We start from the raw sequence: 15,914 nt of genomic DNA, 5'->3' as shown, positions 1-15,914 counted from the left end.
CTTGTCTGCGATAGTCTAATGAATATGAAAAATAACAACAAAAAGCCTAGGAACAACCTGACCGGTCATTCCTAGGCAAATTTGTTTGCGTCAGTTTTCAGACATACTTGCTAAATCACTTAGCCTCTCGTCTGCCAACTACTGCGAATCTTAATCATCTTGTTTGTTTTTCTTCTTACCAATCACAATACCAAATCCAGCAGTAATGAACGCTAATGCTGCACCAAACAATGAAGTGTTCATTTCAGAACCTGTATTTGGTAATTGACCAATTGAAGGGCCATCCACTTTCGTTTTTGACTCTTCCATTTGAGTCTTCGCTACCAATACTGGATATTCAGTTTCACTTGCTGTTGGTGTTTGTACAGGACCTTCAACTGGATGTTGAACTGGTTGAGCAGGTTCCACTGGCGCTGTTGGCTCAGCCGGTTGACTTGGTTCATCAACTGGAGGCACAACTTCAGAAGGATGAGAATTGGCATCTTTCGGATCAGTGCCCGCAGCCTCTTCCTCAACATCAGTGTAACCATCGTTGCCATTATCTGGATTGGTGATATCTGGATTTCCGTCACCATCTGTATCGCGGATGATTGTAATCACTACTTCTTCAGTCACTGTTGAACCATCTGGATTTGTAATCGTTACGACTACTGTTTCTTAACGTGTTTCCTCAGTTGGTGCCCAATCTGTTACATCTGGGTTACCACCGATTGTCACGGTACCATCTGGTGCTGTTGTTACTGTCGTACCTAAAGTATAAAATTGTGCACCAAAATTGAATATTTACCGAAAAGATTTGCATTTATGACTTGGCAAAACAGTTCAAAAATAAATACGAAAAAGCCTAATAACAAAAGGAAATAAGTGTTTTTGTATATAATGAACGCATTAAATAAATATCCATTTATAATGTATACATTTCACAAGTACAATCCTGCCTTTATGAGGAAAACACGCTAAATGGCAAAAATTTCAGAAATTTTCTTTTTATGATATTTTTGAGATTTCTTTATTACACTAAACAAGTAAAAATTGATTCCAAATAAGTAAAATGATTTCTGTAATTGAAACGCATTTACAAATACTAACAAATACATATGGATATATTTTCTACAAAATCAATTCCATGTGAAAAGGGCTATAGTTGAATATGAATATAACTTTCAATTACCCACGCTTTCTCTCCTTTATGTGTCATATAATGCGAAATAGCACCTAATATTGATACACTCGTTATAATTTTTTACATGTATAATGGGCAAAATAAAGGAAATGGAGATGTGTCACATGAGCAAACTAATCAGTAAGATACAAAAAGTCAAAATTAGTGAACTAGATGAAATTGCCTATCACAATCAGCGGACAAATGATTCTATTTTCAATCTCGAAATAGACCCTAGTAAAACCAAACACAACTATGACTTACGCCAAGGCAGAACACAAAACTACAGAGTGGATATCCTGAATTACATCAACCATACCAAACGCTTTGATAGGAAAATTCGCCATGATACCATTCTCCTATGCGAATGGAATATTTCTTCAGAAGCTGGTTTTTTCCGGGACAAACCAGATAAAGGAATTCGCGCATTTTTCCAACAAATTCTCATCTTCTATTCTAAAAATATGGATGAACAAGGTATTCGTTATGCTCAGGTTCATCTTGATGAAGCAATACCGCATATTCACATGGGTGTTATCCCCTTTACTACAGACAAAAAACTCAATGCCAAGAAGGTCTTCAGTAAAACCATCGTTCAAAATATCCAAGCCAGCTTGACCCAACATCTATATGATGCCGGACTCGAAGTCGAAGTCATCCCTACCGTCACCACTTCTACGATGAAAAGTACACATAGTGATACCGACACAGCATTTCAAAATCAACCAACCCACAGCATTGCAACAATTCCTCAAGCTCGCACACTGAAACCAAGCGCCAAAAGCCCATCTGTTCTTCGTGAAGCTAAACATCAATGATTCACTCAAGAAGAATGGGATGGTTTAGACGCTATCCGTCAACAACTCAATGACATCAAAGATGAGAATAAATCTCTCAAACAAAAAATAAAGGAACTCAAGCGTGCTAACAAATACCTCATTAACGAAGTCAATCTACTGAAATTGACATACGGCGAAGACGACATGGATTTCGAAATGATGTCCGAAATCCGCGAATCTGTAATCGATGATCATGATTTTCAAATATAAAAAAAAAACTATTCCACTAGCAGAAACATCAGAAGCTAGTAGAATATGTTTTTCATTGCGCTAAAAAAGCCTACGCCAAAAGACATAGACTTTGTAGATTATCCTAAAAATTAAGCATCCACCCAATGATAGAGGAAGAAAACATAGGCCCAAAATTTGATAAATTCTTGACGGGCAAAACCCTGAATATATTGTGGTGCATCGTGCCATGTGACCAATTTGCCATCAACTTCATGGTAGGCAGCAACATACGTTAAATCAAATCCATAATGGCGATTTTGCCGTTCATAAATTAGCTTCGTGCGTAACATATGATAATCAGAAGTTGTAATAATAGCTGAATCTAATCCCATATCTTGCATCATTTTGAGTGTGTTAGTGGCGTTAGTATAGGTAGAAGTAGCATCCGGTTCGTTGATGATTTGATTCTCGCTGATACCCGCTTGTTTATAATAAGGCCGATTATTTTTATCATAAGGCGATACAATCACTTTTCCCGTTTTACTGTATCCCCCATTAAGTAACCGTTCCGCATTGCTTGCACGCTCAGGGGTTATGGCACCTTCTGGCACAATGATAATATCTGAAACCTTTGGCTCTTCATCCACGATCAAATTCTTCATTGTAACCTGATACAGTACAACAATTAGCGCAACCGCACCTAAAATCATCAATAGCATTTTTCTCACCATTTCACCTCAATAATTTTGCTCTTTTTCATATCCTTCAACACTTATTCATCTACCCAATGATAGAGGAAAAATACATATGCCCAAAATTTTTTAAATTCCTGAAAAGCAAATTTACGATCATCTGCAACGATATCTGGCCAAGCCACTAATTTACCATTCACTTCACGATAGGCAGCCACGTATGTCAAATCAAAGTTATAGTGTCGATTTTGTCGTTCATAAATCAGTTTTGTGCGTAACATATGATAATCAGAGGTGGTAATAATCGCTGAATGCAACCCTAACTCCTGCATCATTCTCAAAGTGTTTGTAGCATTTGTATAGGTTGACGTCGCGTTAGGTTCATTAATAATTTGCGCCTCACTAACACCGGCTGCTACATAATTAGGTAAATTATACTCAGTTAAGGGACTGACAATTACTTTTCCTGTTCGGCTATAACCTTCTTTTATCAAAAGTCCAGCACTACTCGCTCTTGGTGAAGAATCCCCTTCAGGCACGATAATAATATCAGATATCTTTGGTGTTTCATCTACAATCAAATTAGTCGCCGTAATTTGAAACATAAGCGCTACATATATCATAATCCATAGTGGTATCCATAATAATTTTTTCAAATAACCACCCTCAATTTATTTCTATAATATGCTTATATTTTAACATAATCACGTCCCTTACTTGATTCAATCTATAGCTAACCATAAAAAAAAGCCACGCAAAACTTACGTCATGCGTGGCCGCTATAAAATCTAAACCCTAATTCACTCTAGTTTTCTTTCTTAAACGGACGTACTAAGAAGCCACCCAATCCAGCGATTGCTATACCAATCAAACCAAAGATTGATGTGTTTTCTGAGCCCGTTTCAGGTAAAATCGCACCCGCAATATCCACATTTAAGGTATTATTCGCGTCTTTTTCAGCTTGAGCTGCTGCAGCAAGGTTAATTCCCACATGGTCATATTCTTCAACTTCGACAATGTTGCCATATGGTCCTTCTGTTACGCGCGGTGTAGTTACTACTTGGCCACCATTTGCCCCATTCGGTACTTCATTACCATCCACATCTGTTGGTACTTCTACGACTGGTTCTTCCTCGACTGGTGTCTCACTATCTGTATCTTCCAATAATGACGTAATATCAAATGTGGTAATAGTACCTGATAATTCATGTGCAACCACTAACATTGGACGACCAGTACCTGAGTCTTCAGCTGATACAAAGTACAAACCTTCCGGTGAAATATTGGTTAATGAAGGGTCGTATAAGTAGTCAATAAAATATGGATTTTCAGCATCCGTAACTTTGTAGATAAAGAAACCACCTGTGCGTTCTGACGCGATAAAAGTTTGCGCACAGTGTTTACAATAAAAACGTTGCTTTTGTAATTTAAGCAAAACAGGATTAGTAGGCGTGTTCGGTAATCGAATGATAGCTGGTTTAAAGCCATGTTTGATGATATCTTGATTACCAGTATTCTTTACACCACAGTGCATACAAGCCTTAGGCTTGTATGTAAGAACCCCATATAACACGAAATGATTTATTTCACGATACTTTTCAAGTGGTAACAAGCNAAGCCTTAGGCTTGTATGTAAGAACCCCATATAACACGAAATGATTTATTTCACGATACTTTTCAAGTGGTAACAAGCGCATAGATTTTGGTATTGTAATATCAATATTATTGTCGAAAATACCGCAAAGTTGTTTTATAATGGATGTATGGGACATGATTTTCCCTTCTTTCTGTATTCGTAGTGGTTTACATGAATTAAGGATATCATGTCCTTTTTGCGTACACAAAAATAGTGTCAATGAGATTCAACATGAAATCTCACCAACACTATTTATTATAGAACCCAAAAAACGAGTAGACATCCTCACGAAGTCTACTCGTTTTTTACTTCTTATTGACTAATCTAAATTTTTTATCTGGGCTCAACTACGATAAACTTACCACTGGTACCCAAAAAATAATTTAATTATTTTTCGGTAAAATTGCCTTGCCATTCTTTATAAATATATGAATACATAAATATAGCATAGTCAGAAAACCTAGAATTGCGAGGATTTGAAGCCCATTATTGCCGCCACTCATAATGAGTGCGCCATGGATTCCAAAAAATGCCCATGCGATTGGTAACGGTAAAACAGCATTACGCATCTTATTAGAAACATAACTAGCAATTACTATGGAAACGATTATCACAATCCCCGCCCAAATGGTGTCAGAAATACCAAATCCTGACCAATTGATTTGAACGAGAAAAGCAGCTACATTCACTACAGAGGCAATTAACAGCCAGCCCGTATGTAATCCGAAAGTCACACCCGAAAACGTTCGCCCTGGATGCGCAATACTACTAATGCTATTCAGACAAGCAATCAAGGCGAGTAAATAGATAAAAATAAATGTAGTAGAAATACCCACCCATTCATAAGAAAATGTGACTATCCAAATCATATTCGTGATCAAAGACAACCAATAAAATGGTGTAATCGCCTCGATGATTTTCTCATATTCTTTTTTCTTTGAATGCAATGCCATGTTAACCGTCCAAACTAATAACAGGCTATAAATAACACCCCAAATGCTAAAAGTATAACCAGCCGGTGTAATTAAGGTATGATATTTGTCCGAAACCGCTGCCTGCGACATCCCATTAATGCGGCCACTTCCCCCTAAAAAATTCACGAAAAAAGTAAATAGTAATAAAACTACATTACTCCAAGCTTTCCATTTCGTTGACATGCATTTTCCTCCATATATTCTTTATATTAATGATTCAAATTCTAAAATAACTTAAAACTTATTATACCTTTTCTAGAAGCAAATCATTAACAAATCAACTTGTATAAAGCAAAAAAGACCAAGCTTTTACTTGGCCTTTTATATTTTAACAATCTATCAATTAAGCATTTTTTGTATCACGTTTGTTTAACACAAAATTTGCGATAAATACAGATGCAACAAAAGCGATAATACCAACAAGCAGGGCAGTTGCACCAAAGCTACCTACTGTACCTAATGCAATACCTGGAATTAGATAATCGGTATCGGCAAAGGTTGAAGCAGCCAATCCTAAATTACCTAATAAAGGAATGATTGCTAAAGGTAACCATGAAATTAACAAACTATTGAAAGCAGATCCTAAGATTGCGCCTCGTTTACCACCTGTTGAGTTACCAAATACACCTGAAGCTGCACCACAGAAGAAGTGACCGATTACACCCGGAATAATGATTGTCGTACCCATTCCTAGCATAACAAACATTGAAAATGTACCTACCAAGAATGAAGTAAAAAAGCCAATTAATACAGCATTTGGTGCATATGGGAAGATGATTGGTACATCCAAAGCTGGTTTAGCATCCGGCACAAATTTATCAGCAATCCCTTGGAAGGCTGGTACAATTTCACCAATTACCATACGTACACCCTGTAAAACGATGACGAATCCAGCTGTAAATGATCCTGCTTGGATAAGTGAGAATACGAGGAAGTTTTCACCGTTACTCAAGTTACCTTCAATAAATTCTGGACCAGCCATAAAGGCCAAGATAATATACACAATTGACATTAATAACATAACTGAGACAGTAGAATCGCGTAAGAAAGCCAGACCCTTAGGTACGTTAATATCTTCAGTTGAATCTTCGGGATTACCAAACCATTTACCAATTAAACCACTAGCTGCATAACCAATGTTTCCAGTATGTCCCATAGCTACATCATCACTACCAGTAATCTTCTTCATAAATGGTTGACAAAGAGCTGGTGTAATTGTTAATAATGTACCTTCGAATAATCCGCCCAATAAGATAGTAGATAATCCTTGGCCAAAACCTGCAGAAACTAAAATAACTGCGGTTAAACATGAAACATATAACATAGCTTGACCAGTTAAGAAGATATATTTAAAACGAGTTACACGCGCCAATACAATATTCACAATCATACCAACCAACATGATCAATGCAGTTGGTGTCCCATATTCTTGTAAAGCAATTGCAACCACCGCTTCGTTACTTGGTACTACGCCGTTCGTATTCAAAGCGAATTGAAACATTTCAGAGAACGGTTGAAGTGAACCACTTAGAATACCTGCCCCACCTGTTAATACTAAGAAACCAACAAGTGTCTTAACAGTCCCTGTAATTACTGCACTAGCCTTTTTCTTTTGTACTAGTAGACCAATCAATGCAATTAAAGAAATTAATATTGCAGGTTGTGTTGCGATTGATACGAATAAATCTAATAGTCCTTGCATAATCTTTCCCCCTTAATTCAATTTCACCTATCTATTAGGCAATATTGTTATCTGCTAAAATTTTGTCTACTTTTTCTTGAATCTCTTTTTTATCAATAATAGAGTTTAGTGGTACCATTTTATCTGCAGGTAAATTCGTTAATGTATCTTGTAATGTCTTTTCAAAGAAGAAATAATCCCCCATATTTGCAGATACCGAACCAACATCTCCGTGATCGACTTGGAAGTCATCTAAATCTACTCCACGAGCTTTTAGCGCATTCTTAATATTCATTTCCACCATAAAACTAGTACCTAAACCACTTTGACATACTGCGTAAATTTTCATTCTTCTTCTTCTCCTTCATTAATCACTTCTAAAATTGCTTCAGGGTTTATTGCGTTGACTAATCGATCTAGCAAAGCTTCGTCTGATAAAATATTCGTCAAATTCGCTAAAGCCTTTAAATGCGTATCATTATCGACCGCGGCTAAACAAATAAATAATTTGATTGGATGAGCTACGTCATCTAGTAAATTCACTGGTTCATCCACCTTCAAGATAGACATACCAATTTCATTCACACCTTCTTCAGGTCGCGCATGGGGTAAGGCTACGAAAGGACCTATATGAATAAATGGCCCGTTCTCTTCAACCTTTTGAATCATGGCATCAATATATTTTTCTTCAATTTTCCCTTGTCGTAATAATGGGTTGGCAGCTAAAGTAATTGCCGCTTTCCAATCTTCTACATGATCTACGACAGTAACTGTATCTTCAGTAATGAGTTCTTTTAACAATGGCTTCTCGACCTCCTTGTGTTCAAATAATTTCGTAAATTTATGATTTAAAACTTCGAGCAATTTTTCTCGATTGACCCCTTCTTTATAATGAATATAGGGTCTAATTGCAGCTATAATTTCTTCGGCATTAGGTAATGTAACACCTGGCAAAATCCAATCATTTTGTACCTTATTAATAATCACGTTCTTTTCATAAGCCGTCATTAGTGGTTTTGTTACATATACTTTTTTTTCTGATATTAATGGAATTGTAGAGAAAATTATATCGTACGTACCAGCATCCGTTTCAGACAGTTCTGATATGGACATAGGTTTCAGAAATTGTATCGTGGGAAACATGTTCTCTAGTTCCGTTGCTAAAATTAAAGAAGAGGATATACCACTAGGACACACAATCAACGCTGATAAATTCTCATAGTTTTCACCCTTATTGATTCGGTATATTTCTCCACCAAACAAAATTGTAAGATATCCAATTTCCGATTCTGGAACCATAACGCTTTTCCCAACAACCTCTTCAAAGGCATCCATAGTGATTTGGAAAATGTCTCTATATTTTTGTTTGATATCTAGTAATAAGGGATTCGGTAAGCTATATCCAAAACGAATCCTAAAATAAGTTGGTACCAAATGATAGAAAATATTGGTCAATAATTGATGGTAATTTTCAAAATGAATTGCCGCTAAACGCTCAAAATTTTTGATCAAACTAGCTGCATCCTGAAGAATAAAGGTAAATGACGGATCTGCGAGATCACCTTGAACAATCGTCATTAAAATTGTAGTCATATAGGCGACTTCAATTTGATTATCGCTTTGAAAAACTTCAAAACAAGTTTTTTCAACTACTGGGAAAATTGCTAATTCAGATAAAAATTTTTGATCTTCCATGTACTTTAATGGCATTTCTTTAATGCGTTTAGCAGTATATGCTAGAAAGTAAACAATCTCATCCAGTCTGCCATATACGAAATCAATCTTTTGTCCATGCATTGTCTGAGTAAGATAATCACGTATAAATGCATATAACGTCATGTTATTTTCTAGAAGCCAGACTAATAAATAATATTTTGCTTTTTGATTTTCAAACATGCTACTAATAAAATTCTTAGCAAGTCTTCTTATGACAATTTCGTCACCCTTCAGATAAAACCCTAATTTGCGGTTATATATCAATTCAATATTGAAGGAATCTAAGTTTGTTCTTAACGCTTTGATATCAGCAGATATTGTCCCCTTAGACATTAAGAAAAAATCTTGAAAATGAAAAACAGATAATTCATCTAACTTTGAATATGTCATTAAAAAAATTAATTTCATCCGATCTTCCGAATCTACAAACACTTCTTCATCACGTAGTTCTAATGATGCTTTAGTAAATGCTTCAATCGAAATATGTTTTAAATGAAATTCATCTTCCTGAATATTCGTTATCAATCCCCCTGTTTCTTTCAGCAACTGATCCTTGCTTAAACCATATCGTTTTTGAATATCTTCAAACGAATATTTTTTATTCGGTTCATTTAATAAATAAGCTAATTTATAGTCCATCTCTGAACCTCCTGAATACATCATATATTGAAAGCGCTTATAAATATAGTTGCTTTGAGTTCAATTTTCACAAGGCGGATTTGAAAAAATTGAACTCAAAGAATATCACATATACATTTATTGTATAATTTATTTATATAAAAAACAAAGATAACTTATACTGGCCTATCCCATGAAAAAATGTATTTATTTGATATCATATACACAGGAAATGGAGCAACAAACGGGCTGTTGTTTCTTGGATGAGAAACAGAGAATCGCACAAACCGCCGTACGGTTTTAATCTTGTAAAAAGAAAAGCATAATCCCCTGTGATTATCTAAATGAGAAAAAATGAACCTCATAACCCTCTGAGGTTTCCTCAAAAGAAAAAATGAACAAACAACGTTTTGATCATTCCAACAATTGTTTTTACTTAGCTTTGTTGTACACTATTGAATAGGTGGAAGCTGAAGTATTTAATTAATTGAATTAAAAACAAAAAAGACCAAGCTTCAACTTGGCCCTAATTATCAAAAATTCTTCAGTTACTATTCTTTTGTTACTAATTCCAACGGTGAATCAATTTTCTCTGGAATATCTTCGCCAGCAAAGTAATCATAAGCTGCTTGTAAAGCTAAGCGACCCATTTCATCTGGTTGTTGCGCCACTGTTGCTGCTAGAGAACCATCTTCAATTGCTTTCAAACCACCTTCAGTACCATCAAAACTTACTACTGTAATTTGATCTTCTAATCCAGCACCTTTAATGGCTTCGATTGCGCCCAATCCCATTTCATCATTTTGGGCAAATACGGCTTTAATATCAGCATTCCCCTGTAGCATATTTTCCATTACAGTTAATCCTTCAGCACGATCAAAGTTAGCAGTTTGGCTGTCTACAACATTTAACGATTTTTCAGCCACATTCATAAATCCTTGACCACGTTCATTTGTTGCTGAAGCCCCGGGTACACCTTCCAATTGAATAGTTGTAGCACCTTCTCCTACAGTATCCACAATATATTGTGCTGCCATTTCACCACCTGCCACATTATCAGAAGCAACAAGTGTGACTACTTCACCAGAGTCAGAGGTTCTATCCACCAAAATCACCGGAATATTTGCGCTATTAGCTGCTTCTACAGCTGGTGAAATAGCAGCTGAGTCAACTGGGTTAATCAATAAGACATCCACATTTTGTTGGATTAAATCATTGATATCATTAGATTGTTTTGCAGAATCATCTTGTGCATCCACTGTGACAACTTTCGTGCCATTTTCATCTGCTAACTTTGTAACACCTTCTTCTAATGAAACAAAGAATGGATTTGATAATGTAGATAGTGATAAACCAACTGTAATCTCTTCAGGTTTCTTCTCGCTAACACTTGTTTCTTCAACGTTTCCTGGTGCCTCTAATGAGAAAGCTGGTGCACATCCAGCAACTAGCAATAGCGTAGCAATTAAGACGGCAAATAATTTTTTCATCATTCTTCCTCCTATTTCTTTCTATCAATCAAAACGGCAATGATGATCACAATACCTTTTACGATTTGTTGGTAAAAAGTCGAAACCCCTAGTAAGTTCAAACCATTATTCAAAGTACCAATAATCAATGCCCCAACAAGCGTACCAAAAATACGACCTCGGCCACCTGACATACTCGTACCACCTAAGACTACAGACGCAATTGCATCCATTTCATAAGATGTACCAGCTGTTGGTTGTGCAGAATTTAAACGAGAAGTTAGGATAATCCCTGCAATCGCAGATAGTGTACCCGAGATACCATAAACAATCATTTTGACACGCGCATTTTTAATTCCGGCAATAATCGCAGCTTTTTCATTGCCACCGATTGCAAATACTTTACGTCCAAAAGCAGTTTTGTGTAGCACTACAAACAAAATAGCAAAAATCAATAATGTAATAACAATAGGGAATGGAATACCATAGAAGTAACCACGTCCCATAAATTGGAATAAGAAAGTGGTATCAAGGCCAGTAATTGGTTTACCATCTGTGTAAACTAACGTTGCCCCACGATAGATGGTCATTGTTGCAAGTGTAGCGATAAATGGTACAATCTTGCCCTTAGTAATCAGCAAACCATTAACTGCACCTAAGAAAAATCCTAAAAGTACACCAATTATCATAGCAATAATTGGATCAGTTCCACCTGCAATTAACCCACCAATAATTGCGCCTGTAAGTGCTAGGGTAGAACCTACAGATAAGTCAATCCCTCCAGTGATAATAACAAACGTCATTCCAAAAGCAATCAAAGCATTAATGGACACTTGACGCATCAAGTTCATTAAATTCGATAAAGATAAAAAGTCTGGACTTAAAACGCTTACAAAAACAACCAGAACAATCAATGCCAACAAGGGACCTAATTTACCCAATAATTCTTTATAATTCGCTTTTTCCCGTGTTTCTTTTACGGTTTCTACATTCGTATTCATTAATATCCCCCCGTTGCAAGTTTCATAATTTTCTCTTCAGTTGCTTCTTCTCTTGTTACTTGACCCGCTAATTTACCTTCATGAATAACTAAAATGCGGTCAGAAACGCCTAGTACTTCCGGTAAATCACTAGATACCATAATAATAGCTACACCGCGTTCAGCCAATTCATTCATCAATTGATAAATTTCACGTTTGGCACCTACATCGACTCCGCGTGTTGGTTCATCTAGAATGAGCACTTTAGAGCCTATACCAACCCATTTTGCTAATACCACTTTTTGTTGGTTCCCACCAGATAAAGAGGATACAGGTTCTTCTATACCCATTGTCTTTACGGCTAACCGATTACTTAACATCTCTGCAAATTCATTCTCCGCCTTTCGATCAATAGTCAAGCCCTTCGTAAATCCATCAATTGAAGGCAAGGAAATATTTTCACGGATCGATTCATCCAAAATTAATCCTTCATCTTTACGGTCTTCCGTTAAGAAACCAATTCCTTGGCGAATTGCATCATTAGGATTTTGAACATGGATCTCAGCTCCATCCAAAAAGATATGGCCACTTTCTAAAGGATCCAATCCAAATATAGCACGCATAATTTCAGTACGACCTGCACCCATCAGACCTGATACACCCACAATTTCGCCACCATGTACTTTGAAAGAAATATCACTGAAATTGCCTGGTGAATTTAAATCTTTCACTTCAAAAACGATATCGCCAATAGCTGCTGTTTTAGTTGGATAGTAATCTTCCAAATCTCGACCTACCATCATGCGTACAATTTCATCATTATTCGTTTCACTCGTCTTCAATGTGCCAACAGATACGCCATCTCGCATAACTGTAATTCGATCTGAAATCTTAAATATTTCTTCCATTCGATGAGATATATAGATAATTGCAACACCTCGACCAGTCAAATTATCAATAATATGGAATAAATTATCAATTTCGTGGTCTGTCAAAGCTGCTGTTGGTTCATCCATAATAATCACTTCTGCATTAGATAAGAGTGACTTTGCAATTTCAACCATTTGTTGTTGCCCTATAGATAAATGACCAATTTCTCGATTTAAGTCCATCTGCACATTCAACGTGTCAAAGACAGCCTTAGCTTGTTTCGCCATCGACTGTTTATCTAAAATACCGAACTTACTCGCAATTTCTCGACCCATAAACAAATTTTCAACTACCGTCATATCCGGCCAAACATTCATCTCTTGATGGATAAATGAAATCCCATTACCTTCCGCCACACTCGGATCATCGTACAACACTGGCTTACCATTTACTTCAATTGTCCCAGCGTCAGCCTTATGAATACCAGTTAAGATATTCATCAAGGTAGACTTACCAGCACCGTTCTCACCCATAAGGGCATGAACCTCTCCTGCCACAAGGTCAAAATCTACCCCGCGCAAGACGCTATTATTACCAAAACTCTTGGTAATTCCCTTCATACTTACGTCCAATTTATCCACCTCCTAAAAAATTACATTCGATTGCAAAATAATATTAGAATAAGGCGTAGCCTCACCCGTACGTATCACGACTTTTGACTGTGCAGTTAGCTCTTTAAAATCTTCATGTGATATATAAGCAATATCCGTATCTCCAATCAATTCTGACACAGCTTGTAATTGGTCCGGATTTTGATCTTTAATTTCATCCGCCAAAATTACCTTTTCAATAGCCATATCCTTCAAAACTTCTGCCAACACCTCAACAAAAGCTGGCGTTCCTAACTTCAATGCCAAATCAATTTTCTTCACACCCGCTGGAACTGGCAAGCCTGCGTCCCCAATTGTAATTTGATCCGTATGGCCTAAATCTGCTAAAATTTTCGCAATTTCACTATTCAAAATCCCATGCTTCTTCATAATCCTTACTTCCCTTCATCTCTTCAATCGTTGGCATACCGCCCTGTGCCCCAAATTTTTGGATAGACAGGGATGCTGCCAAATTTCCAAACCGCACACTATCCTTCAAAGCCAATCCCTTAGTTACAGCAACCGCAAAGGCGCCATTAAAGGTATCACCCGCCCCAGTCGTATCCACTGGTTGCACATGGTAAGCTGGAACCAGAACCTCTTCTTTTCCGTCAAAATAGATAACACCTTTAGATCCTAGTGTCACCAACAACTTATTGGGGTAACGATGCAAGCCCTCTGACAAACTCAAACCCTTGAATATAAGTGAAAATTCACTTTCATTAGGCGTAAAATACGTTACCTTGTCCATCAACTCCTGTTTCACTTGTCTTGCTGGTGCTGGATTATAGAGAACTGGCACATCTAAACGATTAGCCGTTTCCAAAATCCAGTCTATCTGACCTTGCGGTATTTCATTTTGTAAAATAACTATTTCGCTTTGCTTAATGACAGCTGCTATTTCCTCACTTCCAATAGTTGATATTAAATTATTTGCGCCGGCCACATATATGATAGCGTTATCATTTTGATGCAAAGTAATAATAGCTGAACCTGATGGTACATGTGTAACCCGTTCCACATTGACAGTAGAAATCCCGTTGTTATCTAAATTAGCAATTAACTGGTCTCCAAATACATCATCACCTACTGCACCTACCATAGTTACTTGACCGCCTAAACGTACTGCTGCAACTGCCTGGTTTGCTCCCTTACCACCAAATGACTGATTAAAATCAAGACCTGATACTGTCTCCCCAATACTTGGCAAAATATCAGTTGTCACCACAAAATCAGTTGATATAGATCCAATCACTGTAATTTGATTCATTTATTTATACCTTCTTTCTTAAAGACTCCCTCATTACCAATTGAACTGGTAGCTGCACTACCTTTTCTTTGACTGCTTTTTGCTGAATTAACTGGCACAACAACTTAGCACCCACATAGCCAATATCATAAGCTGGGTGGTAAATAGTAGTTAACCCAGGATAGACCAGACCAGAGGAACTAGAATTATCATAACCTATAATTTGAAGATCTTCTGGAATTTGAATGCCTCTCTTCAAAGCTTCACGAATGACCACCGCCCCATACACATCATTGGTCGCAATAACTGTATCCATATTCGGATAAGCATTAAGTAACGCATCGACTGTTTCATGCGCATCCTCAACCCGATAAGATTTGGTTTGGAACATGTCAAAAGGAATATCTTGTTTTTCTAAAACTGACCGAATACCATTCAATCGTTCCTGAGCAGTCGGAACCTCCCTGGGTCCAACCATCACCACAATATTCTGCGGATTACAGGCAAGAATCGTTTCCGCCGAAAGTACGCCCCCCTGAAAATCATCCCCAAAGACAGCATATTCATGCTTACCAGGAACTCGGTCTAAATTAACCAAAGGAACATTTTTCAAAAAATCGCCATCAATTGGTTCAACAGATAAGACCCCGGCAACATTATTCGAAGCAAAACTCAAAGCATATTCAGAAACCTTATCCGTCTTATCTTGCGTATTGGCCAAGAGCAAAGAAAAACCATCATCGTTTAGAGCATCTTCGGCCCCTTTAGCTAGCATGGTGAAATAAGGGTTAGATATATCGGGCAATAATAAACCAACCATTTTCGATTTTTTATTAAACAAAGAACGTGCCACTTCATTCGGGTAGAAATTCAATTCCTTCACCGCATGTAGCACCTTATCCCGCGCATCCTCACTCACATACCCTGAATCATTCAAAGCACGAGAAACAGTCGCCACCGAAACACCCGCCAACTCAGCCACCTGTCTAATTGTTGCCATCATTCCACCTCCTCACCCTCTTTATGTAACCGTTTACACAATTCTAACAGGTTAGTTTGCAGAATACAAGTAGAACATTTTAAAAATACAAAATCCCAAGAACGTATGTTCCTCTATTGTCTTGTGTACGCTTAACTATCTTGTTATAATCGTTATAAATAAAACAAAATTTATATAAATTATCACCTGAATAATTCATACCTCTAT

At 37.0% G+C, this 15,914-nt stretch carries 15 protein-coding genes; 1 reads left to right on the top strand and 14 read right to left on the bottom strand.

Annotation, left to right across the window (positions count from 1 at the left end; all coding sequences use genetic code 11):
* Positions 1–150 precede the first annotated feature (150 nt).
* Positions 151–615, bottom strand: coding sequence for an LPXTG cell wall anchor domain-containing protein (locus EF384_RS08500; RefSeq protein WP_123781139.1), 465 nt, complete (start codon positions 613–615; stop codon positions 151–153).
* 672 nt (positions 616–1,287) lie between these two features.
* On the opposite strand from EF384_RS08500, the gene mobV reads away from it, so the two are divergent.
* The gene (gene mobV / locus EF384_RS08495; protein WP_158607423.1) at positions 1,288–1,980 is read left to right on the top strand and encodes a MobV family relaxase; all 693 of its coding nucleotides are present in this window, start codon (positions 1,288–1,290) and stop codon (positions 1,978–1,980) included.
* Positions 1,981–2,321: 341 nt separating this feature from the next.
* Here mobV and EF384_RS08490 read toward each other — a convergent pair whose 3' ends face one another.
* The 13 genes from EF384_RS08490 to EF384_RS08430 all read right to left on the bottom strand — a co-directional run bounded on the left by EF384_RS08490 (position 2,322) and on the right by EF384_RS08430 (position 15,707).
* Positions 2,322–2,903, bottom strand: a complete 582-nt coding sequence (locus EF384_RS08490) for a YdcF family protein (RefSeq protein WP_123781135.1) — start codon at positions 2,901–2,903, stop codon at positions 2,322–2,324.
* A 41-nt stretch (positions 2,904–2,944) separates the two neighbouring features.
* A complete protein-coding gene (locus EF384_RS08485) occupies positions 2,945–3,520 on the bottom strand; it encodes a YdcF family protein (protein ID WP_233570079.1) in 576 nt (191 codons plus the stop codon).
* A 149-nt stretch (positions 3,521–3,669) separates the two neighbouring features.
* On the bottom strand, positions 3,670–4,398 hold the full coding sequence (locus tag EF384_RS08480) for an LPXTG cell wall anchor domain-containing protein (protein WP_158607422.1): 729 nt from the start codon (positions 4,396–4,398) through the stop codon (positions 3,670–3,672).
* A 485-nt stretch (positions 4,399–4,883) separates the two neighbouring features.
* Positions 4,884–5,657: a TspO-related membrane protein gene (locus EF384_RS08475; RefSeq protein WP_123781131.1), complete on the bottom strand. Its 774-nt coding sequence runs from the start codon at positions 5,655–5,657 to the stop codon at positions 4,884–4,886.
* 160 nt (positions 5,658–5,817) lie between these two features.
* Positions 5,818–7,176, bottom strand: coding sequence for a PTS ascorbate transporter subunit IIC (ulaA, locus tag EF384_RS08470; RefSeq protein ID WP_123781130.1), 1,359 nt, complete (start codon positions 7,174–7,176; stop codon positions 5,818–5,820).
* A gap of 34 nt (positions 7,177–7,210) precedes the next feature.
* Positions 7,211–7,504, bottom strand: a complete 294-nt coding sequence (locus EF384_RS08465) for a PTS sugar transporter subunit IIB (protein WP_123781128.1) — start codon at positions 7,502–7,504, stop codon at positions 7,211–7,213.
* A complete protein-coding gene (locus EF384_RS08460) occupies positions 7,501–9,510 on the bottom strand; it encodes a BglG family transcription antiterminator (RefSeq protein WP_158607421.1) in 2,010 nt (669 codons plus the stop codon). Before EF384_RS08460 ends, EF384_RS08465 begins: the two co-directional genes overlap by 4 nt.
* Positions 9,511–10,040: 530 nt before the next feature.
* Complete coding sequence (locus tag EF384_RS08455) at positions 10,041–10,979, bottom strand: D-ribose ABC transporter substrate-binding protein (RefSeq protein WP_123781124.1); 939 nt, start codon at positions 10,977–10,979, stop codon at positions 10,041–10,043.
* Between the two features lie 11 nt (positions 10,980–10,990).
* Positions 10,991–11,959 (bottom strand): ABC transporter permease, encoded by a 969-nt coding sequence (locus tag EF384_RS08450; protein WP_123781122.1) that lies wholly within the window; start codon positions 11,957–11,959, stop codon positions 10,991–10,993.
* Entirely contained in the window at positions 11,959–13,440 is a 1,482-nt protein-coding gene (locus tag EF384_RS08445; protein WP_123781120.1) for a sugar ABC transporter ATP-binding protein, read from the bottom strand. The genes EF384_RS08450 and EF384_RS08445 overlap by 1 nt, the downstream gene beginning before the upstream one ends.
* A 12-nt stretch (positions 13,441–13,452) precedes the next feature.
* On the bottom strand, positions 13,453–13,848 hold the full coding sequence (gene rbsD / locus EF384_RS08440; protein ID WP_123781118.1) for a D-ribose pyranase: 396 nt from the start codon (positions 13,846–13,848) through the stop codon (positions 13,453–13,455).
* Positions 13,823–14,728, bottom strand: coding sequence for a ribokinase (gene rbsK / locus EF384_RS08435; RefSeq protein ID WP_123781117.1), 906 nt, complete (start codon positions 14,726–14,728; stop codon positions 13,823–13,825). The genes rbsD and rbsK overlap by 26 nt, the downstream gene beginning before the upstream one ends.
* Before the next feature lie 4 nt (positions 14,729–14,732).
* Positions 14,733–15,707, bottom strand: coding sequence for a LacI family DNA-binding transcriptional regulator (locus EF384_RS08430; protein WP_123781115.1), 975 nt, complete (start codon positions 15,705–15,707; stop codon positions 14,733–14,735).
* Positions 15,708–15,914 lie beyond the last annotated feature (207 nt).

Origin of the sequence: Aerococcus agrisoli (assembly GCF_003797145.1) — a bacterium.
Lineage (GTDB): Bacteria > Bacillota > Bacilli > Lactobacillales > Aerococcaceae > Aerococcus > Aerococcus agrisoli.
Note: the sequence above shows the minus strand (reverse complement) of the source record. Positions and strands in the feature narration are given on the sequence as shown.